Consider the following 20,997-nt stretch of genomic DNA (forward strand, 5'->3'; position numbering starts at 1 on the left):
CACCCTCTGCCGGGTGCGCACTCCGATCAACGTGCTTCTGTGCCACGATCGTGAAGCTCGACTTCACGATGGAGGGGGCCGGATGCTGGAACGCCACGAGATCGAGGCCTTTCTGACGCTCGCGGAGAAGCTGCATTTCGGGCAGGCCGCCGCAGACCTGCGCGTCTCGACCACGCGGGTGAGCCAGATCATCCGGCAGCTCGAACGGCGCGTCGGGATGCCCCTGTTCGAGCGCACCAGCCGCCGCGTGGAGCTGACGCCCGTCGGCACACGCCTGCGCGACGACCTCGCCCCCGCGTGGGAGCAGATCGCCGCCGGCTTCCGCCGAGCCGTCGACACGAGCCGCGGGATCACCGGCACGCTGAACGCGTGCTTCGTCGGCGCCGCCTGCGGCACCCTCCTGGTCCGGGCGGCCGAAGCCTTCCGGCGGCAACACCCCGACTGCGAGGTCCGCATCCGCGAGGCCCAGATCGGCGAGGTCCACCCGTGGATCCGCGAGGGTGTGGCCGACGTGGCCCTGACCGCCTTCCCCACCTCGGCCGCCGGCCTGACCACCGGTCCGGTGCTGCTCAGCGAGGCCCGCATGCTGGCCCTTCCGGCCCGGCACCGGCTGGCCACCCGCGCGGCCGTCTCCGCCGAGGACCTCGCCGGCATCCCGATGATCCAGCTGCCCCCGTCCACGACGGCGGCACTGCGCGACTCCCGTACGCCTGCCACGACCCCCACCGGCAGGCCGATCCCGCAGGGGCCGTCCGCGGCCACGTTCCAGGAAGTGCTCGCTCTGGTGGGAGCCGGCCGGGGCGCCTTCCCGGTCGGCGCGCAGGCCCCGCGCTACTACGCCCGCCCCGACGTCGCGTACCTGCCGATCGCCGGCGCGCCCCCGATCGAGTGGGGTCTGATCTGGCGTACGGACGCGAGCACCGCCCGCGTGCTGGCCTTCAGCGACACGGCGGCCCGGATCTCGGATGCCTGATCGCCGGCCGTTCTGCCACAATCCGCGCATGGCAGAGTGGATCTAGCCGCGACTGACGGGAGACGCCATGGACCATGTGGACGCCGGGGTGCTGCGCGTCGCGTACCGCCAGGACGGACCGCCCGACGGCTGGCCGGTCATCCTGTCGCACGGCTTCCCGTACGACATCCACGCCTTCGACGAGGTCGTCCCGGCGCTGACGGCGCGGGGCGCACGGGTGATCCGTCCGTACCTGCGCGGTTTCGGCCCCACCCGGTTCCGGTCCGCCGGCACGGTCCGCGGCGGACAGCAGGCCGCCCTCGGCTCCGACCTGATCGCGCTGGCCGGCGCGCTCGGTCTCGACAGGCCGATCGTGGCCGGCTACGACTGGGGCGGCCTGGCCTCCTGTGTCGCGGCGGCGCTGTGGCCGGAGCGCGTGTCCGGGCTGGTGTCGCTGGCCGGTTACGACATCATCGACATCGAACGGCAGCGCCACGGTTTCGAGCCGGCCATCGAGCACGCCGTGTGGTATCAGCACCTGTTCCAGACCGAACGAGGCCGCGAAAGCCTGGCCGCCCACCGCCGCGAGCTGTGCCGGATGCTGTGGGAGCAATGGTCGCCCGGGTGGGCGTTCGACGACGCGACCTTCGCCCGGACCGCCCCGTCGTTCGACAACCCGGACTTCGTCGACGTCGTCGTCCACGCCTATCGTCACGCGCTCGGCCAGGCCACGGGCGACCCGGCGTACGACGATCTCGAGGCCCGCCTCGCCGCCCGCCCGAAGATCACGGTGCCCGCGGTGACGCTGGACGGGGTCACCGACACCCTGAAGCCCGGTGGCACCGCCGGCCACGCCCCGATGTTCGTCGGCGGGCACGAGCATCGGACCATCGACGCGGGTCACAACCTGCCGCAGGAGGCGCCGGCGGCGTTCGCCGAGGCGGTGCTGACTGTGCGGGGCTGGGCGCAGTGACTGCGCGGCGTCACTGACACCTGCGTCGTGGTTGCGACAGTGTGCTGGAGAATGCTCAGGACCCGAAGCACGCTACGACCATGGTCGGCGATGAGACGCTCGCCGCGCTCGGGTCCGTGATCGTGGGCTTCGGCATTGCGGCCTTCGTTTTCCGCTTACAACGTGAGCTGCACTTCTTGGACGAGCAAAGGCGCGCCCATCAGGCAGGCGAGCCCGGCCCCGCCTACTGGCTCCCGTGGGCTGACCGCTTGCTGATCGGCGTGGTGACGATCGGCCTGCTCCTGGTCCTGTTTCCGATCGCCCTGTCCGGGGGCACGTCGACGTTCTGGGCGGGGAGGGTTCCGGCGGCAGCGGCCTCCGGTTCCACGGTGGCGCTGGCGGGTTATGTCCCGGCGCTCTTGGCTCATTACCGATTCGGTCCTCGGCCCGCGCGGAAATGGATCTGGTTCGGCCCTTCGCTGAAGGACCGATCCGCCGGTGAGCCGGCCGAGAAGGTCGTGGTGCTGGTGTCGGCGTTGCTCGGCATCGGCGCAGCGGCGGCGTCGTTGCTGGTGACAGCCTGAGCCGGCCGAACCGCGCAGGGGTGCGCGCCGGCGGGCCGACAATGGGACGATGCCCAAGGTGTCGGCTCTCGTGCGCGTCGTGCTCGCGGTCCTCGTGCTGTGGGCGCTGCTCGTCGCCGCGGCCTGGCTGCTGCAACGGCGGCTCATCTACTTCCCGGACCGGTCGGCGCCGCCGGCGGCGGATCGGGTGATGGCCGGCGCGCGCGATGTCACCCTGCGCACCGAGGACGGATTGAGGCTGACCGCCTGGCTGGTCGAGCCGCCGGCGGGGACGCCCGGCCCGCGCTCGGCCGTGCTGGTGGCGCCGGGCAATGCCGGCAACAGGCTGGCTCGGGCGCCGCTCGCGACCGCGCTGGCCGGCCGGGGTCTGACCGTGCTGCTCCTCGACTACCGCGGCTACGGCGGCAATCCCGGCAGCCCGAGCGAGGAGGGGCTCGCCCGCGACGTCGAGGCGGCGCGGATGTTCCTCGCCGACGAGGTGGGCATACCTGCCGATCGGCTGCTGTACTTCGGCGAGAGCCTCGGCGCGGCGGTGGTGACCGCGCTGGCGGCGAAGCACCCGCCCGCCGGCCTGATCCTGCGGTCGCCGTTCACCGATCTGCCCGCGGCGGGCCACGAGCATTATCCGTTCCTGCCGGTACGGTTGCTGGCGCGCGACCGCTTCCCGGTGGCCGAGGTGATCGCGCGGGTCGAGGCGCCCACGCTCATCGTCTACGGCACGGCCGACTCGATCGTGCCGCCTCGGCAGAGCCTGGCCGTGGCCCGGAACGCCGCCGAACCCGCCGTGGTCGTAGCGGTCGAAGGCGCCGACCACAACGACGCGTCCCTGCTGAACGGCGCCCAGCTCATCGACGCGATCGCCGAGCTGGCGGCCCGCGCCGCCTGACGGTCAGAGACGGAACCGGCCCACCACGACCTGAAGCTGCGACGACACCCGCTCCAAGTTCTGCACCGTGCTGCCGGCCCGGGTCAGGGCCGCGGTCGTCGACTGGGCCGCGCTCGCCACGCCGGCGATGTTGGTCGCGATGTCGGTCGTGCCGCCCGAGGCGTCGCCGACGCTGCGGGTCATCTCGCCGGTGGTGGCCGTCTGCTCCTCGACCGCCGACGCGATCGTCACCTGATATTCGTTGATCCGGGCGATGATCCGGCTGATCTCCGCGATCGCGTCGACCGCGCTGGAGGTGTCGGCCTGGATCGCCTCGACGCGCCGCGAGATGTCCTCGGTCGCCTTGGCGGTCTCCTGGGCCAGGTCCTTGACCTCGCCGGCCACCACGGCGAAACCCTTGCCGGTCTCGCCGGCCCGGGCCGCCTCGATCGTCGCGTTCAGCGCGAGCAGGTTGGTCTGCTCGGCGATCGCGGTGATGGTCTTGACGACGTTGCCGATCTCGGCGCTGCTCTCGCCCAGCTTCGAGACCGTACGGTTGGTGACCTCGGCGACGCCGACGGCCTGAGCCGCCACCTGCACCGCGTCGTTGGCGTTCTGGCTGATCTCGCGGATCGAGGCGCCCATCTCCTGGGAGCCGGCGGCGACGGTCGACACGTTCGCCGACACCTGGCCGGCGGCCGAGGCGACCACGTCGGCCTGCGCGGCGGCCTCCAGGGCGTGCGCCGAGATCTCCTGGGTCGCCGCGGACAGGTCGGCGCCCGCGGTGGCCAGCACGGAGGCGGTCGCGGTGATCTCGTCGAGGGTGTGGCGCAGCCCGTCGCGGGCCTCGTTGACGGCGATCGCCATGTCACCGATCTCGTCGCGGCCGTAGACGGTGGCCGGCTGCGTGAGGTCGTTCGCGGCCAGGGCGCGCAGCGCGCCGCGCACGGAGGTCACCTGCCGCTTGATCGAGGACGAGATGACGTACGCGAGCAGCAGCGCCAGCAGCAGCCCCACCGCGATCGCGACGATCACCCACGTACGCGCCGTCGAGTAGGCCGACGCCGCGGTGCCGGCCCGCTGCTCCGCCTCGGACTTCTCCAGCGCCTTGAGCTGGTCGACGGTGTCGTTCACCGTGCCCTCGGCCTTCTCGAAGGCGGCGCCGACGTCGGCCGGCATGGTGAACCCGGACGGCGGGCTCTCCCGGTAGAGCAGCACGTTGCGCAGGTCCCGGTAGGTCGCGAAGGCCTCGTCGAGCGTCGCGACGGCCGCCTGGCGCGTGGCGGACCCGGCGGCCACCGCGGCGTAGGCGTCAAGCGCGCTGTCGACCTCCTGGTCGGCCTCCTTCGTCGCGGTGACCGCGGTGGCCTTGTCCGCGGCGGTGGCCGAGATGCTGTAGACGAGCATCTCCCGGTACATGTCGGCCAGGCCGCCCTCGACGGAGAGCAGGTCGGCCATGCTCTCGAGGTGCTTGGCCTTCATCGCCGTGAGCTCGTCGTTGAGCGTGCCCATCCGGTTGATGCCGATGACACCCACCCCGAGGGCCACCACCGCCAGCACGGCGACCAGCACCCCGATCTTGCCGTTGATCCTCAGATCGGCGAACCACCGCGTGGCCGGACTGCCGGGCGAGCGGAGCGTCGTGGTCGTCATGGGCGCCTCATAGGGTGTCGTCAGCCTTCATTCGACACTTCGGTCCGGCGACGATACGTATGAGTATTTTGAGCAACCAAAAAATAGACCGGCGACCGGGTCAGGGCCGCGCCGCCGCTGTCGCCCTTGGCCCGGCACCCATGCCGATGTCGACCGCCAGCAGGGAGTTGGACGTGTGGAGTGCCGCCTCGCGCACGCCGTACTCGTCCTCGTCCAGTGCGACCGCGACGAGCTTCGCCACTGCCGCCTCGGCAGCGGCTTGATCCAACGCTCCAGCGGCCCAACCCACATCGCCCCGCGACGTGGGCCGAGGAGCTGAACGCAGCCCAGCGCCGTGCGGCTAGAGTTTGTTGATCTAGAGCGGAGACATGGGCGATGAGTTTCAACTGGTACGGGCTGGCGTGGCTGGCCACGATCGCCGCGTTCTATCCCCTCAACCAGGGCCTGGTCCGCCGCAAGTGGCTGGATCACCGGCCGTATTTCGTACCCAGCCTCTGGGGTCCCCTGGGCACGCTGATCATCGTCTTGGCCCGCCCCGTGGGTTGGCGCAAGCCCTCGTCGTGACGACCGGCCCGGCGCCTCCCACGCGGCTTTTCACCGAGCGCGCCCAACCATGCGCGCCGCCGGTGGCGACATCGCCGCCCCATCCGGCGCAGCCGGGCCCTGGAAGGATGCCGTCATGCACCACCACGAGCACGAGCGCTGCTCACGGCTGACTGGCCGGAAAAGGCCTGAACTGGACGATCAAGGCATTTCGCTGAGCGGCCCGATGCGAGTGTCGACCGGGGTGCCGAGCTCGACCGTGCGCGAGACCGTGCACAGCCGGTCATGCGACATGCGCGCCGCGCGGGGCAACATCTCGCGAGCCGCGTCGCCGCCGGCGCCCTCGGGAAATGTCACGTCCAGCGTGATGGCCAGGTTGACCAGCCGGTTGCCGCCCGCCTCGTCCCGGATCTTGTCGCCGGTGACCTGCACGCTGAAGCTCTCCGGCTCCGCCCGCTTGCTGACGATGTGGTCGACATCGGCACCCGTGCACCCCCCGAGCGCCGCCAACAGCAACTCCACAGGACTGAAATCAGCACCGCCCCCGGTGCCGATCGTGATCGTGGCCCCGCGCGCATTACGCACCTCGTACTGACCAAGGCCGGTACGCCGCAGAGTCACCGAGCGCAAATTCTCGTCCGCCATACCGCCAACCTATCCCACCATGATCACACCACCGGAGTCCCCAGCACCAACCACCAACCCGCGCAACCGGCCTGGAATTGCCGAAGTACCACCAACGAAGCGTGCCCGCGTGACCAACCTGCCCTGCCCGGACCACAGCGCGGCAGCGAACACCAACCCCAACGGCCACAACGGGACCGCCAGACCAGCCACCCACACAGCGGCGAAGTACCACCGCCTGGCCGTCACCGGACACCCGGCAAGGTGGAGGGTCGGGGGTGGGCACTCACGGCATAAAAGCGAAGCCAGCCGAGAGTGCCCACCCCCGACCCTCCACCGTCAACCGCAACCAAGTCCAACGCCCCCAGAGCAAGCAAAAAGCCCGGCCGATCCAACAGCGGACCGGCCGGGCTTCAGGAAGGACGAATGATCAGACCAGGTCGTACCGGTCGAGCTCCATGACCTTCGTCCAGGCCGCGACGAAGTCGTTGACGAACTTCTCGCGGGCGTCGTCGCTGGCGTAGACCTCGGCGAGGGCGCGCAGCTGCGAGTTGGAGCCGAAGATGAGGTCGACCGCGGTGGCGGTCCACTTCACCTGGTCGGTCACCAGGTCGCGGATCTCGTACACGTGCTCGCCGGTCTCCGACGCCTTCCACTTGGTGCCCGGGGAGAGCAGGTTGGCGAAGAAGTCGTTGGTGAGCACGCCCGGCTTGTCGGTGAGGACGCCGTGCTGGGCACCGCCGAAGTTGTTGCCCAGGGCGCGCAGGCCGCCGACCAGGACCGTCATCTCGGGGGCGGTCAGGTTGAGCATGTACGCGCGGTCGACCAGCAGGATCTCCGGCTGGGTCTTCTCGCCGGGGCGCAGGTAGTTGCGGAAGCCGTCGGCGCGCGGCTCGAGGACCTTGAACGACTCGACGTCGGTCTGCTCCTGGCTGGCGTCCGTGCGGCCCGGGCGGAACGGCACCGTGACCTTGAAGCCGGCGTCCTCGGCCGCCTTCTCGACCGCTGCCGCGCCGGCCAGGACGATCAGGTCGGCGAGCGAGACCTTGGTGGCGTTCGCCGCGTTCCACTCCTGCTGGATGCCCTCGAGCTTGGTCACCACGTGCGCGACCGGCTGGTTGACCTCCCAGCTGCGCTGCGGCTCCAGGCGGATGCGGGCGCCGTTCGCGCCGCCGCGCTTGTCGGTGGAGCGGAACGTCGCGGCCGACGCCCACGCGGTCTGCACCAGCTCGGCGACCGACAGGCCGGACTCGAGCACCTTGGCCTTCAGCGAGGTGATGTCCGCCTCGCCGATGACGGCGCCCTCGACGGCCGGGACCGGGTCCTGCCAGAGCTGGGCCTCGGGGACCCACGGGCCGAGGAAGCGGCTGACCGGGCCCATGTCACGGTGCAGCAGCTTGTACCACGCCTTGGCGAACGCGAGGCGGAACTCCTCGGGGTTCTCCAGGAAGCGGCGCGAGATCTTCTCGTACGCCGGGTCCATGCGCAGCGACAGGTCGGTCGTCAGCATGGTCGGGCGGTGCTTCTTCTCCGGGTCGAACGCGTCCGGGATGATCTCGTCGGTCGTCTTCGCCACGTACTGCTTCGCGCCGCCGGGGCTCGTGGTGAGCTCCCACTCGTACCCGAAGAGGATCTCGAAGAAGCGGTTGCTCCACTGGGTGGGCTTGTCGGTCCAGGTGACCTCGAGGCCGCTGGTGATCGTGTCCTTGCCCTTGCCGCTGCCGTGGGTGCTCAGCCAGCCGAGGCCCTGCGCCTCGATCGGCGCGGCCTCGGGCTCGGGGCCCACGTGGTTGTCGGCGGTGCCGGCACCGTGCGTCTTGCCGAACGTGTGGCCGCCGGCGATCAGCGCGACGGTCTCCTCGTCGTTCATCGCCATGCGGGCGAAGGTCTCGCGGATGAAGTGGGCCGCGGCGATCGGGTCGGCGCTGCCCTTCGGGCCCTCGGGGTTGACGTAGATGAGGCCCATCTCGGTCGCGCCGACGCCCTCGGACATCGTCTTCTCCGAGGTGTAGCGCTCGTCGCCGAGCCAGGTGTCCTCGGGACCCCAGAAGATCTCCTCCGGCTCCCAGGTGTCGACGCGGCCGAAGCCGAAGCCGAAGGTCTGGAAGCCCATGTCCTCCAGGGCCACGTTGCCGGCGAGCACGAGCAGGTCGGCCCAGGAGATCTTCTGGCCGTACTTCTGCTTGACCGGCCAGAGCAGGCGGCGGGCCTTGTCGAGGTTGGCGTTGTCGGGCCAGCTGTTGAGCGGCGCGAAGCGCTGGCCGCCGTCACCGGCGCCACCGCGGCCGTCCTGGATGCGGTACGTGCCCGCGGCGTGCCAGCTCATGCGGATCATCAGACCGCCGTAGTGGCCGAAGTCGGCCGGCCACCAGTCCTGCGAGCTGTGCAGGACCTCGGCGATGTCCCGCTTGAGCGCCTCGACGTCGAGCTTGGCGAACTCCTTCGCGTACTCGAACGCGGGACCGAGCGGGTTGGCCTTGGACGAGTGGGCGTGCAGGACCGTGAGGTCGAGCTGGTTGGGCCACCAGTCCTTGTTCGTGCGCGGGCGGCCGCCGGTGTGCGGCTTGGGCGAGTCGATCGCCGGGTTCTCGCTCTCGGAGCCGTGGGCGGTCACGGAGTCGTGCGCGACCGGACAGCCTGAGGCCTTCGGATCCTGGATGTCACTCATTTGATTCCTTCTTCCGAACTGCTGGCGTGGTACTCAAGGCATGCGTGCGGTCGCGCAGTCGGGGCAGGTGCCCCAGTAGACGACCTCCGCCTCGTCGACCACGAAGCCGTGGTCGTCGGAGGCGGTGAGACAGGGGGCGTGGCCGACGGCGCACTCGACGTCGGCGATCGCGCCGCAGGAACGGCAGACGACATGGTGGTGGTTGTCCCCCACCCGGGACTCGTAGCGGGCGGTCGCACCGCGAGGCTGGATGCGGCGCACCAGACCCGCGTCGGTGAGCACACGCAGTACGTCATACACCGCCTGGTGGGAGACCGTGGGGATATCGGCCCGGACCAGGGAGATCACGGTGTCGGTGTCGACGTGCGGGTGGTCGCGCAGCGCGGCGAGCACCGCCAGCCGCGGGCGGGTCACGCGCAACGAGACCGCCCGAAGCTGAGCCTCGAAGTCGGCCGTCATGGGAGGAACCCTAGCCCACTTTTCTGGAACAGATCAAGTTTTCGGCGCGCCGGTGTGACGCCTCGCCCATTCTTGATCATTCCCTTGTGGACGGACAACCCACCGGCGCCGGATTTGTCGGCTTCTGTGCCAAGAACGTCAGACCGCGAGCCTGAGACGCGCCGAGCGCACCCGGGACAGCAACGCCCTGTTTTGCACGGTCTCGCACATCTCGTCGAGCACCCGGGCGGGAAACTCCCCCGAACGGGTCAGCAGGATCTCGGCGAGCGCCACGGCCGCCTGTGGCGCGTAGGGAAAGCCGGGCGCCTCGTGATGCGCCCGGCCCGCCGCGAGGGCCGCCTCACCCAGCAGATCGGTCGTGCCGTCGGACGGGTTGAGCGACACCATCCAGGCCAGGCCGCGGAGCAGGTCGTCACTCAGGAAGGACACCGCGCCGTCGTAGTCGACAAGGCACCCGAGGATCGCGCGGGCCGGAAGATCGGCCGGCAGGGCCGCGGCCGCGCGCAGCCAGGCCCGGGTGGGCTTGGGCTTGGCCAGCGTCGTCGCGTGCCGCAGCACGGCGGTCACCTCGGGCGCGTCCAGGTGCCTGTCGAGCCGCTCCCGCGTGTAGCAGCCGAAGGGATCGCTCCACGGCAGCAGGTCGAGGGGCAGGCGGCCGGCCAGCCGGCCGATCGCCGTGCCGTAGAGCTCGGCCAGGTGCTTGCGGGTCGCGCGGGGCGTGTCCCACTCGTCGATGAACTCGTCGAGGACCGCCCGCAGCGCCGGCCCGAAACCCTCCAGCTCCTCCCTCGTCAACGAGAGCGCGATGTGACCGGGCAGCGCGAACGCGGCGCCGTCGAAGCAGCCGTAGCGCTCGGCCGTGGCCAGGGCCCAGGCGAGGTCGGCGCGCGACCACGCGATGCCCTCGCCGGCGAGCAGCGGGATCAGCCGCACGGGCGTGTCGTCGGGCGGGCCGCCGGAGTCCACGGCGTCCAGGTGCTCGCGCAGGGCGGCCCGGCGGCGGAACTCCGCGGGCCAGCCCCGGACGACGTCCTCGTGACCCTCCAGCGCGTAGTGCGCCCGGTGCAGCGCCTCCTGGAACGGCACCGTGGCCGGATCGGCGGGCGGCGGCTGGGCGGGCCACCGGGTGAACTGCCGCGGCTCGGGGGCGGCGGAGCCCCCGGGCGGCACGGGCTCCAGCGGAAGCAGGTGGGTCCATTTCACGCCGCGCATCATGCCGCGCGGGTACGACACTCTTCGGCCGGGACGCGGGCGACGCCCTTCGCGAGCGACGCGGCCATCAGCGCGACGGCGATCGCGAACATGACACCCATCGCGGGCAGCACGAAGCTCAGCCACGCCCGGCCGAGGACCCCTGCGGCCTGGCCTTTCAGCCGGCGGCGGGTACGCCGGCCTTGGCGCAGGCGGCGTCCATGCTCTCGCCGGCCTGGGTGATGGCGGGGGTGTCGAGCAGGCTTTCCGGGTCGGCGCTCGCGGCCGCCTTCGCGAACTCGGCGGAGAGGGTGTTCAGGTGCGTGGCGACCTCGCTGCCCGCACCGGTCGCCGCGATCTTGCTGAGTTCGGCGGAGAAGGAGGCGGCCACCTTCTTGAGGGCGGCCGCGTCGAACTCGCCCTGGGCGTTGGCGGAGGAGGCGAGCTGCTGGCCCATGGCCGCCTTCGCCTTGTTCGCCTCTTGACAGAGCTGGGCGTCGGCGGCCGCAGCGGAGGAGGCAGGGGCGGCAGTCGTAGGCGTTTTGTCCGAGTCGCCCCCGCCGCAAGCGGCCAGGAAGGCCAGCGGCAAGGCGACGAGACCCGATCGAAGCACAGATAGACAAGTCACGATCGAGCACGATAGACCACCCGAGAAGTCTGACGTTTAATCGACGCATTTAGATGTTTGGCCCATGTCGCGACGGCGGAGCGTGCGATCGGATGGCCTCATCAGCCGTTCCACAAAGGAGGTACCGTGCGCGCTCCATCCCGTGCGTCGGCGGGAACCACCGCCGGTCTGCTCGCGGCCGCGCTCGTCCTGGTCGCCGGATCCGGCAGCCAGGCCGCGCCGACGAGCCCGGCGAACCAGCGAACTGATGACGGAAGCAAGGACTACCGCCAGGGCCAGATCGCCCCGACCGCCGCGCAGAAGGCGGCGGCCGACGGCATGACGGCCCGCTGGAACCGGTTCGGCACCCCCGCCAGCCTCACCGCGACCGCCGAGCCGCTGGACGAGGGCCTGCCGGCCGATCCGGCCGCCGCGGCCCGCGCCTACATCGCCGGCAACCGCGACGTCCTCGGCCTGACGGCCGCGGGCGCCGAGTCCCTCGAACTGCTCACCACCGCCCCGCTCGGGGAGGGCGCCGCGGTGGTCTTCCGGCAGCGCTTCGGCGACCTCGCCGCCGGCCGCGACGGCCTGCTCTCGCTCGGCGTCCGCGACGGCAAGGTGTGGTACGTCAGCTCGTCGCTGGCCCGCGACGCGGCCCCGCCCGCGCCCGCCACGCTCAGCGCCGACCAGGCCACGGCCGCCGCCAAGAGCGAGGCCGGCATCCCGGACGCGACAGTCCTCGGCACCAAGCTCGTGGCCGTGCCCACCGCCGACCGCGGCGCCCGGGCCGCCTACCAGGTCACGATCGCCGACGACGTGAACGGCGCCGACCCGATCGCCTACACCAGCTACGTGGACGCCCGCGACGGCAAGGTGCTGGTGCGCGACGACATCGTCGACGCCGACAGCGACCACCCCGAGTGGGAGGTCTTCCCGGCCAACCCGCCCACCGACTACTCGTCGCGCGACACCCGCCGCACGTGGTGCTGGGCCGGCGGGCCGGGCTGCGACGAGAACGTGCGCACCTCCGCCTCGCCGCTGGCCTGGGACGTGATACCGGGCACCCGGGAGCCGAGCTTCACCACCCGGGGCAACAACGCCATCGCGGTGGAGAACTGGAACTCCAGCGACCCGTTCACGGTCGGCACCGAGACCGCCACCCCGCGGCCGAACCGCGAGTACGACTACCCGTGGACCAACCAGTGGTACCGCGAGCGGTGCGCGCCCACGACCTTCGAGTCGCCGGCGAAGAACGACATCGACGCGGCCCGCGCGAACCTCTTCGCGATGCACAACCGCATGCACGACTGGACGTACCACCTGGGCTTCACCGAGGCCACCTGGAACATGCAGGACGACAACCTGCGGCCGGGCGGGCTCGCCGACGACTACGAGCAGGGCAACGCGCAGGCGGGCGGCATCAGCGGCGGCCCGCCGACCTTCGCGGCGCGCAACAACGCCAACCAGATCACCCCGCCGGACGGCGAGGCGCCGATCACCAACATGTACCTGTGGCAGCCGATCGCGGGCATCTTCTACGCGCCCTGCGTCGACGGTGACTACGACATGTCGGTCATCGCCCACGAGTACGGCCACGCCGTCACCAACCGCATGATCGCGGGCCCCGAGGGCGGGCTCAGCTCGCCGCAGGGCATGAGCGAGAGCTGGTCCGATCTGCTCGCGATCGAGTACCTCTACGAGCACGGCTACCAGAAGACGTACACGGTCGGCCAGTACGTGACCGGCGACCCGAACGCGGGTATCCGCAACTACAACATGAGCCGCAATCCGCAGCTCACCTACGGCAGCGTCGACTACGACCTCGTCGGCCTCCAGGTGCACGCGTCCGGCGAGCTGTGGAGCGCCACCAACTTCGACATCCGCAAGGCCATGATGCAGCGGTACGGCTCCGGCACGCCCGCGCTGCAGAAGTCGTGCGCCAACGGGCGCACGCCGGTGACGGCCTGCCCGGGCAACCGGCGCTGGATGCAGCTGGTCTTCGACTCGTTCCTGCTGATGGCCAACAGCGCCAACAGCCAGGTCGACGCCCGCGACGCGCTGCTCGGCGCCGACCTGGTGCGCTTCGGAGGCAAGAACCAGGACCTGCTCTGGAACGCCTTCGCGCGGCGCGGCCTGGGCCAGAACGCGGTGAGCAACGGCGCCACGGACGCCAACCCCACCCCGGACTTCACCTCCCCGTACGCGCGGGAGGCGACCGTCCGGTTCCGACCGGTCGACGAGCGGGGCGCCCCGGTGGCGGGAGCCAGGCTGTTCGCCGGCGACTACCAGGCCCGCGCGGTCCCGATCGCCGACACCGACCCGGCGACCGCCCTGCCCGACACGGTGAGCATCGTGCCGGGTTCGTACCGGTTCGTCGCGCAGGCGCCCGGCTTCGGCCACGCCCGGGTGAGCGAGTCCGCGTACTACCCGGGTCAGCGGCGCACGCTGACCGTGACGATGCCGCACAACCTGGCGTCGGGCGCCGCGGGTGCCACGGCGACCGGCGACGGCGTCAACCTGGCCCGGCTCACCGACGACGACGAAGCCACCAACTGGGCGTCGCTGGGCGCGCCGGTCGCCGGCCGGCAGGTCACCGTCGACCTGGCCGGGGACAGGGCCCAGACGGTACGGCGGGTGCAGGTCAGCGCCATGCTGCGGCCGCTGATCGAGACCGACCCCGACCCGGCCGCGCAGAGCCGGTTCTCGGCGCTGCGGCAGTTCCGCCTGCTGGCGTGCACGGCGACCGCCACGGTCACGTGCGCGAACCCGGGCGACTTCCGGACCGCGTACACCAGCAGGCCGGACGCGTTCCCGTCGGTCGCGCCGCGCCCGCGCGCGCCCGAGCTGATCATCCGGTCGTTCGACATCCGGCCGGTCAGCGCCACGCACCTGCGTCTCGAGGTGCTGACCAACCAGTGCACCGGCGCGCCCGACTACGCCGGTGAGCAGGACGCCGATCCGCGTGCGAACACCGACTGCGCCACGGCCAGCCCGCAGGCGCTGAACGTGCGTGTGGCGGAGTTCCAGGCGTACGGTCGATAGGGTCAGAAGTGAGGGAGGCGTCCCCGGACTACCGCTAGCAGGAATGCGCGGGATGTCCGGGGATGCCACTCTGGACGGGTGACTTTGCGTTGCCTGCTCGTCGATGACAACGAGCACTTCCTCGCCGCCGCGCGCGACCTGCTGGAGCGCGAGGGGCTGGTCGTCGCGGGCACGGCCTCGCACATCGCGGACGCCGTGGGCCGGGCCGCCGAGCTGGGGCCCGACGTGGCCCTGGTCGACATCAACCTGGGCGGCGAGAGCGGCTTCGACCTGGCCGGACGGCTGGTGCCCACCCCCGTGATCATGATCTCGACGCACTCGGGCGACGACTACCACGACCTGGTGGAGGCGAGCCCGGCGATCGGCTTCCTGTCGAAGCTCGACCTCTCGGCGGACGCCGTCGAGGCGATGCTAACGGGCCTCCAGGAAAGCCAGCACGGCTAGCACCCGGCGGTGGTGGTCGTCCGTCTCGGGCAGCTGGAGCTTCGCCAGGACGCTGCGGACGTGCTTCTCGACCGTGCCCTCGGTGATGAACAGGCGGCGGGCGATGCCGGCGTTGGACTGCCCCTCGGCCATCTGCGCCAGCACCTCGCGCTCGCGGGCGCTCAGCACGGCGAGCGGGTCGTCGCGGCGCCGCGAGCTGACCAGTTCCTCGACCAGGCCGGGGTCGATCACCGAGCCGCCGCCGGCGATGCGCTCCAGCGCCGCCAGGAACTCCGCCACGTCGGTGATGCGGCTCTTGAGCAGGTAGCCGATGCGCCGGCCGCTGGCGAGCAGCTCCATGGCCTGCTCGACGTCGGCGTAGGCGGAGAGCACCAGGATGCCCGTCTCGGGCAGCTCCTCGCGGATCTGCTTGGCCGCGCGCAGCCCCTCCGTCGTGTTCGTCGGCGGCATCCGCACGTCGACCACCACCAGGTCGGGCTTGGTGGCGCGCACCAGCGTCATCAGCTCGACCGCGTCGCCCACCTGGCCCAGCACCTCGAGGCCGGACCGGTCCAGCAGGCTCGCCAGACCCTCACGCAGCAGGACGTCGTCCTCCGCCAGCACCACACGCATCCCGCTCATCAGCGCATTATCTCCGGTCGTCTACCGGCTAGCCGGTACCGGGGAGCCGGTAGCCGGGAGTCGGGCTGGCGCCGATGTGCGCGACGGTCCGGATGACGAGGCTGTAGTCATGTGTGAACACCAGCCCCAGTGCCCCGCGATCGACCAGCCCGGCGCCGAGTCCGCGCAGGTCATCATGCATCACGCCGACCTCGGCTGGGCCATGCTCTGCAACGGCGCCATCGTGCTGGACAGCGCCGTGCGGGCCGCTCCCGTGATCGCCATCACGAGCCGCAAGCGCCGCCCCGCCGCGGCCCAGCCGGCCGTCACGGCCCAGCCGGTCGCGGCGTAGCCAGCGGCACCCGGCACGTCACGGTCGTGCCGCCGCCCGCCGGGCTGCGCACGTCGAACGTGCCACCGAGCGCCTCGATACGGTCCTTGAGCCCGAGCAGGCCGGTGCCGCGCGCGGGATCCGCTCCCCCGGCACCGTCGTCGCAGACCACCAGCCGCAGCACGTCGTCGGCCACGTCGACGGTCACCTCGACGACCGAGGCGCCCGAGTGCTTGGCCGCGTTGGTGACCATCTCGGAGACGACGTAGTAGGCGCCGACCTCGACCGCCTGCGGCAGGCGCCCCGCCACCCGCACGTCGACCTCCACCGGCAGCGGCGACCGTCGCGCCAGCGCCCGCAGCGCGGGACGCAGGCCGGAGTCGGACAGCACGGCCGGGTGGATGCCCCGGGACAGCTCGCGCAGCTCGTCGATCACCGTCATGAGGTCGGCCGCGACGTCGGTGACGTCGCGCCGGGCGTCGCCCTCCAGGTCCATGCCCGCGCCGCGCAGCCGCAGCGCCAGCGCCACCAGCCGCTGCTGGGCACCGTCGTGCAGGTCGCGCTCGATGCGCCGCCGGGCCTCGTCGGCGGCGGCGACGATGCGGGCGCGGGAGCTCTGCAGGTCGGCACGGCTCTGCGCGTCGGCGACGGCGGTCGCGACCAGGTCGGTGTACTCGGTCATGCGGACCTCGGTGTCGGCCGGCAGCTCCTCCTCGCCGCTGCCCACCACGAACATGCCCCACAGCCGCCCGTTGACGTGGATCGGCACGCCGACGGCGGTGTCGTCGACGCGGGCCGCGCGGCCGGTCTCCTTCACCACCGCGGCGAGCGCGTCGCCGTCCCAGGCGTCGCCGGCCAGCAGCGTCACCGTGCCGTCGAGCTCGTAGCGCACGAGCCGGGCGTGGCCGCCGCCGAAGTGGCGCAGCACCTCGGCGGTGACGGCCGTGAAGACCCGCTCGGGCGGCTCGCCCTGGGCGATCAGCAGAGCGAGCCGGCGCAGCGACGCCTGGGTCTCGGCCAGCTCGCGCAGCTGCTGCTCGGCCTGGGTGTTGGCGATGGCGGTCGCGGCGAGCTCCATGAAGTCGCAGATGCGGGCCTCGGTGCCGGGCGGGAAGTCGGGCTGGGTGGTCGCGGCGACGATCACGCCCCACTGGCGGCCGCCGACCGTCACCGGCGTGGCGATGGCGGCGCCCAGGCCCAGCCGGCCGATGATGTCGCTGAACGGGCCGGTGCGGAACGGATCGCCCACCCGCTTGATCGGCTCGCCCGCCTCGATCGCCGTGGTCATCAGGACCGACGCCGGCCCCAGCTCGAGTCGCCGGCCCATCGGCATGTCGTGGCTCAGCAGGCCGTAGGTGGCCACGACGGTGACGCCGTCGTCGTCGTGACGGGCCACGAACGTGCCCTCCGCGCCGATCAGGCCGGCCAGCTCGTCGGCGATCGCGGTGAACACCTCGGCCGGCTTGGCCTGGGCGGCGACCAGCGTGGCGACGCGGCGCAGCGCGGCCTGCTCCCCCGCGAGGTCGCCGCGCGCCCGCTCGGACTCGACGGCCCGGCGGGTGGCCACGGTGGCGACCGTGGCGACGATGGTGGCGGTGCTGATGAACAGGCCGAGGACGATCAGCGACGTGTCGTTGAGGTCGCGCAGCGGGGGCAGGAAGAACCAGTCGAACGCCTGCACGGCCGCCACGCCGACGGGCAGCGCGTACATGATGCCGGCGGTGCGGGCGAGCACGAGCACCACGGCGAGCAGCACCACGCCGAGCAGCGGCGCGTGCACGGTCGGCACGTGGTTGCGCAGGTAGGTGCTGAGCAGCGCCACGGCCACGAACGACCCGACCCCGGAGAGCAGGGAGAACGTGACTTCGAGCGAGAGGGGCAGTCGGCGTCGCACCCGATGAGGCTGCCACCCGCGCGGCACCGGCACAATGGCGCGCGTCTCGCTCAGGACGCTTTGCGGGTGATCAGGTCGTGCATGCGTCGGCGGGTCAGCTCCATGCGGATGTGGCGGTCGCTGCGCGGGTCGGCGGCGGCGGGGACGATCGGCTCGCCCACGACGACGACCATGGTGGGCCGGCGGCGCCATCGGCTCGGCGCGGTGAAGCGGATCGACAGCGGCACCACGGGCACCCGCGCCTGGGCGGCGAGGTGGAACGCGCCCCGCTTGAAGTCGCGCAGGCCGGTCTCGTACGGCTTGAGCTCGCCCTCGGGGAAGAAGTGCACGATGCGGCCCTGGGCGAGCACGAGGCCCAGCTCGGAGAAGAAGAGCGGCAGGGCGGCCGTCGCGCGCGGCACGGCGACCCCGCCGAGCAGCCGCACGAGCCCGCCGTACCAGCGGTTCTCGAGGTTGATCGGTGCCGAGGTGAACACGACGCGGCGCGGGAACATGGCGATCGCGACCAGCGCACTGTCGAGGTGGTGCACGTGGTTGCAGACGGTGAGGGCGGGGCCCTTGGGCAGGCGGTTGCGGCCCTCGCTGCGCACCCCCAGAACCACGCGGGTGACCAGGAACAGCAGCGGGATGGCGACGGCGTAGTAGAAGGCCGCGGACAGCAGGCGGTAGAGGCGGCTGGCGTATCCGGCGGGCCGTTCGGGCGCCTCGCCGGCCCGCGCGTAGACCCGCTCGATCGCCTTGACGCTGCGGTCGACCGAGAAGAGCTGCCCGTAGCGCGCGTAGGTCTCCGACGCGGCGGCCCGGCCCTCGGGATCCTCGATCCAGCCGTCGATCCGCTCGGCGAGGGCGTCCGGGTCACCGGCGCGGAAGAGGTTGCGCTCCTCGAGCGCGAACTGGCCGGTGGCGCTGCGCCGGCTGTCCGAGATGACCGGCACGAGGCCGCAGGAGAACGCCTCCAGGCAGGACAGTCCCTCGATCTCGACGTCGGACGCGTGCACGTAGAGGTCGCAGCCGCGGATCAGCTCGATCAGCTCGTCCTGCTCGTAGTAGCCGAACTCGGCCGCGTTCGGCAGCCTCGCGGCCATCCGGCGCAGGCGCTTCTCCTCGGGTCCGTGGCCGGCGAAGTGCAGCCGGATCCGGTCGGCGTGGCGCGACCGGCGGACGGCGCGGATCAGGACGTCCTGCCGTTTCTCGGGCGCGAACCTGCCGATCATGAGGACGTCGAAGGTCTCCGGGGCACGCGGGGCCGCGCCGCCCGGCCGGAAGGCACCGTCGACGCCGTTGGAGATGACGTGCAGCCGGGCGCGGTATCCGTGCGCGCGCAACTGGGCCGCGATGAACGTGGACGGGCAGTGGATGTCGGCGAAGCGCCCGTAGAAGAAGACGCGCAGCAGCAGATAGACGAGGTGGGCGGCCGGCCGGAACCAGCCCAGCCCGGCGTTGTAGGTGATGTTCTCCGGCTGGATGTGGAACGCGGCGACCGCCGGCACGCCGAGCCGGCGCGCCACCCGCTCGGCCGCCCGGCCCAGCGCCCACGGCTGATAGATGTGCACGACGTCGGCACCCGCGATGGCCGCGGTGAGGACCTCGCCCACCGGCTTGGCGAACAGCGTGCTCTGCCTGTGCGCCAGGCGGCTCGCGACCGGGACCCTCAGCTCCGGGACCCAGTACATCTCCGGCCGGGGCTCACGGCCGGTCCTTTCCCCGCAAGCCACCACTCGTACGGTGTGCCCGCGCGCGAGGAGCGCGTCGGCGAACCGGTTCGCCGAGATCGTGGTGCCGTTGTTGTTGACGTCGAACGTGTCCGCGACCAGTGTGATGATCACAGTCGAGCGCCCCCGGATCGACGAAATGATCAGCACGTTATCCAACGGCGCGCCGACCGGTCAATCAATCACCGTCGCCGACCTGGATCGGGTTGCTCAGCGCGGCCATCCGCCCGCCCGGATGACGCACCTCGACCCGCACGAACGCCGGCATCCCGGCACCGGCGCGCCATCTGACGTGTCCCGAGCCGCCGCGCGGCAGCGTCTCGCTGTGCACCACGCCCTGACCTGTGTGGACAGTGACCGTGCCGGACGGGACCCCGCGCACCTGGGCGGCCACCACGACGGCCTGGCCGCCCGTCGTCAGCCGCTCCCCGATCCCGGCCTCGCGGTCGCCGGCCCGCGCGGTCAGCGACAGCCCGACCCCGGCCGACTCGGCGATCCAGCAGCGGCCCGCGCGGAGACCGTCGAGGATCGCGCCGGCGGTGAGCTCGTCCGCCCGTACGACCGTCTGTGGCGTGCCCATCTGGCCGTGCAGGTGCACGTCGCTGTTGCCCACCGCCGTCCGCCGGGCGCCCGCCCGCAGGGCGCGGCCCCACTCGGCGAGAGCCGCCTCGTTGTCGGCGTTCCACGGCAGGTCCGACGCCCACTGACCGTTCCACACCTCGACGGCGTCGAAGCCGTCGTAGGGCACCAGGAACGTGCCGGACGGATAGGGCGCGTACGGATGGGCGACGGCGCACAGGCCGCCGGCGCGGTGCACCTCGGCCACCCGGACGTCGACGCCGCCCCGCCAGTCGATCACCTGGCCGGGGCCGAGGCCGAGCGCCAGCCAATGGCCCGCCTCGGTGACCACCTCCTGGCCGAGGATGACGAGCGGCTCGCCGCCGGGATCCCACGCGCCGTGGGTGTCAGCGGTGTTGTGCTCGGTGATGGCGAAGAAGTCGAGGCCGGCCGCGCGAGCCGCCGCCGTCAGCTCCCCGGGCGTCATCTCGCCGGCATGGGAGCGGCGGGAGTGCACGTGCAGATCGCCCCGATACCACGCCATGTGTCACAGCTCCTCGGCTCGCCGTCGCAGAGCGTAGATGAGCTTGTCCAGGACGCCGGGGAACGGCGACGAGGTGACCTGCGGCAGGTGTTCGCGGACGGCGGCCAGATGGGGGTACTCGGCGGCGTCGAACGACGCGTACGTCCTGGCCAGGGCTTGCCTGTCGGTCTGCTCCTGCCCCGGCGCCAGCTCGGCGGCGTCCATGGCGGCCAGCGCGAGCACCGCGTCGATGAAGTCGGCGTGGTGGCGGACGGCCTCGGCGGGCGGGAAGCCGGCCCGCAGCAGCAGCCCGATGCCGATGTCGTCGGAGCGCAGCTCGTTGGGGCCGGCGGTGAAGCGCACGGCGCGCAGCTGGGCGAGGCGCGGGTGGCGCAGCATCGAGTCGTGCACCCGCTCGCCCAGCTCGCGCAGGGAGGCGGCCCAGTCGGGGCCGGGCTCGAACCCGGCCAGCGTCTCGCTGATGAGCCGGTCGGCGATGGCGATGAGCAGCGCGTCGAGGTCGCGGAAGTAGCGGTAGACCGCGCTCGGGTCGGCGCCCAGCTCGACGCCGAGGCGGCGAACGGTGAGCGCGTTGCCGCCCGGCGCCTCGATCAGCCGCAGCGCCGCCTCGATGATCAGGCCGGGCTCCAGGACCACGCCGCTGCGGGTGGGCCGCCGCCGGACCCTCGGCGAGCCGGTGCGAGTCGTCATCGCCGCCTCCTCGTGTCAGACCCGCCTCGTGTCAGACCCGCCTCGTGTCAGATCCGCCTCGTGTCAGATCCGCCTTATGTCAAC

The 20,997-nt window shown here is 71.9% G+C and carries 20 protein-coding genes; 8 read left to right on the forward strand and 12 right to left on the reverse strand.

From position 1 onward, the window contains the following. The first annotated feature begins 82 nt into the window (after positions 1 to 82). From Ade02nite_RS41220 to Ade02nite_RS41235, 4 genes are all read left to right on the forward strand, one after another. Positions 83 to 973 (forward strand): LysR family transcriptional regulator, encoded by an 891-nt coding sequence (locus Ade02nite_RS41220; protein WP_203775934.1) that lies wholly within the window; start codon positions 83 to 85, stop codon positions 971 to 973. Positions 974 to 1,040: 67 nt separating this feature from the next. Continuing rightward, positions 1,041 to 1,925 carry an alpha/beta fold hydrolase gene (locus Ade02nite_RS41225; RefSeq protein WP_203775936.1) on the forward strand — a complete coding sequence of 295 codons (885 nt, stop codon included), beginning with the start codon at positions 1,041 to 1,043 and terminating at the stop codon, positions 1,923 to 1,925. An 80-nt stretch (positions 1,926 to 2,005) separates the two neighbouring features. Further along, positions 2,006 to 2,488, forward strand: coding sequence for a hypothetical protein (locus Ade02nite_RS41230; RefSeq protein WP_203775938.1), 483 nt, complete (start codon positions 2,006 to 2,008; stop codon positions 2,486 to 2,488). A gap of 49 nt (positions 2,489 to 2,537) precedes the next feature. After that, positions 2,538 to 3,374, forward strand: a complete 837-nt coding sequence (locus Ade02nite_RS41235) for an alpha/beta hydrolase (protein WP_203775940.1) — start codon at positions 2,538 to 2,540, stop codon at positions 3,372 to 3,374. 3 nt (positions 3,375 to 3,377) lie between these two features. Here the strand turns inward: Ade02nite_RS41235 and Ade02nite_RS41240 are convergent, their stop codons facing one another. Together Ade02nite_RS41240 and Ade02nite_RS41245 are read right to left on the reverse strand one after the other, a co-directional pair. Further along, a complete protein-coding gene (locus tag Ade02nite_RS41240) occupies positions 3,378 to 5,006 on the reverse strand; it encodes a methyl-accepting chemotaxis protein (protein ID WP_203775942.1) in 1,629 nt (542 codons plus the stop codon). A 100-nt stretch (positions 5,007 to 5,106) separates the two neighbouring features. Beyond that, the gene (locus Ade02nite_RS41245; protein ID WP_203775944.1) at positions 5,107 to 5,274 is read right to left on the reverse strand and encodes a hypothetical protein; all 168 of its coding nucleotides are present in this window, start codon (positions 5,272 to 5,274) and stop codon (positions 5,107 to 5,109) included. 107 nt (positions 5,275 to 5,381) lie between these two features. Here Ade02nite_RS41245 and Ade02nite_RS41250 point away from each other — a divergent pair, with 107 nt between their 5' ends. Continuing rightward, positions 5,382 to 5,570: a hypothetical protein gene (locus Ade02nite_RS41250; RefSeq protein WP_203775946.1), complete on the forward strand. Its 189-nt coding sequence runs from the start codon at positions 5,382 to 5,384 to the stop codon at positions 5,568 to 5,570. Between the two features lie 180 nt (positions 5,571 to 5,750). On the opposite strand, the gene Ade02nite_RS41255 is transcribed toward Ade02nite_RS41250, so the two are convergent. The 5 genes from Ade02nite_RS41255 to Ade02nite_RS41275 all read right to left on the reverse strand — a co-directional run bounded on the left by Ade02nite_RS41255 (position 5,751) and on the right by Ade02nite_RS41275 (position 10,948). After that, entirely contained in the window at positions 5,751 to 6,194 is a 444-nt protein-coding gene (locus Ade02nite_RS41255) for an OsmC family protein (RefSeq protein ID WP_203775948.1), read from the reverse strand. 409 nt (positions 6,195 to 6,603) lie between these two features. Beyond that, a complete protein-coding gene (gene katG, locus Ade02nite_RS41260) occupies positions 6,604 to 8,841 on the reverse strand; it encodes a catalase/peroxidase HPI (RefSeq protein ID WP_203775956.1) in 2,238 nt (745 codons plus the stop codon). Between the two features lie 33 nt (positions 8,842 to 8,874). After that, positions 8,875 to 9,300, reverse strand: a complete 426-nt coding sequence (locus Ade02nite_RS41265) for a Fur family transcriptional regulator (RefSeq protein ID WP_203775958.1) — start codon at positions 9,298 to 9,300, stop codon at positions 8,875 to 8,877. A gap of 138 nt (positions 9,301 to 9,438) precedes the next feature. Beyond that, on the reverse strand, positions 9,439 to 10,503 hold the full coding sequence (locus Ade02nite_RS41270; RefSeq protein WP_203775966.1) for a hypothetical protein: 1,065 nt from the start codon (positions 10,501 to 10,503) through the stop codon (positions 9,439 to 9,441). Between the two features lie 166 nt (positions 10,504 to 10,669). Further along, positions 10,670 to 10,948 (reverse strand): hypothetical protein, encoded by a 279-nt coding sequence (locus Ade02nite_RS41275; protein ID WP_203775968.1) that lies wholly within the window; start codon positions 10,946 to 10,948, stop codon positions 10,670 to 10,672. A 297-nt stretch (positions 10,949 to 11,245) separates the two neighbouring features. Between Ade02nite_RS41275 and Ade02nite_RS41280 the strand changes: the two genes are divergently transcribed. Then, a complete protein-coding gene (locus Ade02nite_RS41280; RefSeq protein WP_203775970.1) occupies positions 11,246 to 14,140 on the forward strand; it encodes a M36 family metallopeptidase in 2,895 nt (964 codons plus the stop codon). Positions 14,141 to 14,218: 78 nt separating this feature from the next. Then, on the forward strand, positions 14,219 to 14,584 hold the full coding sequence (locus tag Ade02nite_RS41285; protein WP_203775975.1) for a response regulator: 366 nt from the start codon (positions 14,219 to 14,221) through the stop codon (positions 14,582 to 14,584). Here Ade02nite_RS41285 and Ade02nite_RS41290 read toward each other — a convergent pair. Next, positions 14,552 to 15,196: a response regulator gene (locus tag Ade02nite_RS41290; protein WP_203776043.1), complete on the reverse strand. Its 645-nt coding sequence runs from the start codon at positions 15,194 to 15,196 to the stop codon at positions 14,552 to 14,554. The genes Ade02nite_RS41285 and Ade02nite_RS41290 overlap by 33 nt on opposite strands. 118 nt (positions 15,197 to 15,314) lie before the next feature. Here Ade02nite_RS41290 and Ade02nite_RS41295 point away from each other — a divergent pair, with 118 nt between their 5' ends. Further along, positions 15,315 to 15,536, forward strand: a complete 222-nt coding sequence (locus tag Ade02nite_RS41295; protein ID WP_203775977.1) for a DUF5999 family protein — start codon at positions 15,315 to 15,317, stop codon at positions 15,534 to 15,536. Here the strand turns inward: Ade02nite_RS41295 and Ade02nite_RS41300 are convergent. The 4 genes from Ade02nite_RS41300 to Ade02nite_RS41315 form a co-directional block, all read right to left on the reverse strand. After that, the gene (locus tag Ade02nite_RS41300; protein ID WP_239169423.1) at positions 15,511 to 17,409 is read right to left on the reverse strand and encodes a GAF domain-containing sensor histidine kinase; all 1,899 of its coding nucleotides are present in this window, start codon (positions 17,407 to 17,409) and stop codon (positions 15,511 to 15,513) included. The genes Ade02nite_RS41295 and Ade02nite_RS41300 overlap by 26 nt on opposite strands. Before the next feature lie 50 nt (positions 17,410 to 17,459). Next, entirely contained in the window at positions 17,460 to 19,235 is a 1,776-nt protein-coding gene (locus tag Ade02nite_RS41305) for a glycosyltransferase (protein ID WP_203775987.1), read from the reverse strand. 64 nt (positions 19,236 to 19,299) lie between these two features. After that, the gene (locus Ade02nite_RS41310) at positions 19,300 to 20,223 is read right to left on the reverse strand and encodes a CehA/McbA family metallohydrolase (RefSeq protein WP_203775989.1); all 924 of its coding nucleotides are present in this window, start codon (positions 20,221 to 20,223) and stop codon (positions 19,300 to 19,302) included. Positions 20,224 to 20,226: 3 nt separating this feature from the next. Then, positions 20,227 to 20,913 carry a TetR/AcrR family transcriptional regulator gene (locus Ade02nite_RS41315; RefSeq protein ID WP_203775991.1) on the reverse strand — a complete coding sequence of 229 codons (687 nt, stop codon included), beginning with the start codon at positions 20,911 to 20,913 and terminating at the stop codon, positions 20,227 to 20,229. Positions 20,914 to 20,997 lie beyond the last annotated feature (84 nt).

Source organism: Paractinoplanes deccanensis, assembly GCF_016862115.1.
GTDB lineage: Bacteria > Actinomycetota > Actinomycetes > Mycobacteriales > Micromonosporaceae > Actinoplanes > Actinoplanes deccanensis.

Bases quoted from the DNA above. Each gene is read 5' to 3' on its own strand.
- Ade02nite_RS41220 (WP_203775934.1), top strand. From the start codon at position 83: ATGCTGGAACGCCACGAGATCGAGGCCTTTCTGACGCTCGCGGAGAAG.
- Ade02nite_RS41225 (WP_203775936.1), top strand. From the start codon at position 1,041: ATGGACCATGTGGACGCCGGGGTGCTGCGCGTCGCGTACCGCCAGGAC.
- Ade02nite_RS41230 (WP_203775938.1), top strand. From the start codon at position 2,006: ATGGTCGGCGATGAGACGCTCGCCGCGCTCGGGTCCGTGATCGTGGGC.
- Ade02nite_RS41235 (WP_203775940.1), top strand. From the start codon at position 2,538: ATGCCCAAGGTGTCGGCTCTCGTGCGCGTCGTGCTCGCGGTCCTCGTG.
- Ade02nite_RS41240 (WP_203775942.1), bottom strand. From the start codon at position 5,006: ATGACGACCACGACGCTCCGCTCGCCCGGCAGTCCGGCCACGCGGTGG.
- Ade02nite_RS41250 (WP_203775946.1), top strand. From the start codon at position 5,382: ATGAGTTTCAACTGGTACGGGCTGGCGTGGCTGGCCACGATCGCCGCG.
- Ade02nite_RS41255 (WP_203775948.1), bottom strand. From the start codon at position 6,194: ATGGCGGACGAGAATTTGCGCTCGGTGACTCTGCGGCGTACCGGCCTT.
- katG (WP_203775956.1), bottom strand. From the start codon at position 8,841: ATGAGTGACATCCAGGATCCGAAGGCCTCAGGCTGTCCGGTCGCGCAC.
- Ade02nite_RS41265 (WP_203775958.1), bottom strand. From the start codon at position 9,300: ATGACGGCCGACTTCGAGGCTCAGCTTCGGGCGGTCTCGTTGCGCGTG.
- Ade02nite_RS41275 (WP_203775968.1), bottom strand. From the start codon at position 10,948: ATGGGCCAGCAGCTCGCCTCCTCCGCCAACGCCCAGGGCGAGTTCGAC.
- Ade02nite_RS41290 (WP_203776043.1), bottom strand. From the start codon at position 15,196: ATGCGTGTGGTGCTGGCGGAGGACGACGTCCTGCTGCGTGAGGGTCTG.
- Ade02nite_RS41295 (WP_203775977.1), top strand. From the start codon at position 15,315: ATGTGTGAACACCAGCCCCAGTGCCCCGCGATCGACCAGCCCGGCGCC.
- Ade02nite_RS41310 (WP_203775989.1), bottom strand. From the start codon at position 20,223: ATGGCGTGGTATCGGGGCGATCTGCACGTGCACTCCCGCCGCTCCCAT.
- Ade02nite_RS41315 (WP_203775991.1), bottom strand. From the start codon at position 20,913: ATGACGACTCGCACCGGCTCGCCGAGGGTCCGGCGGCGGCCCACCCGC.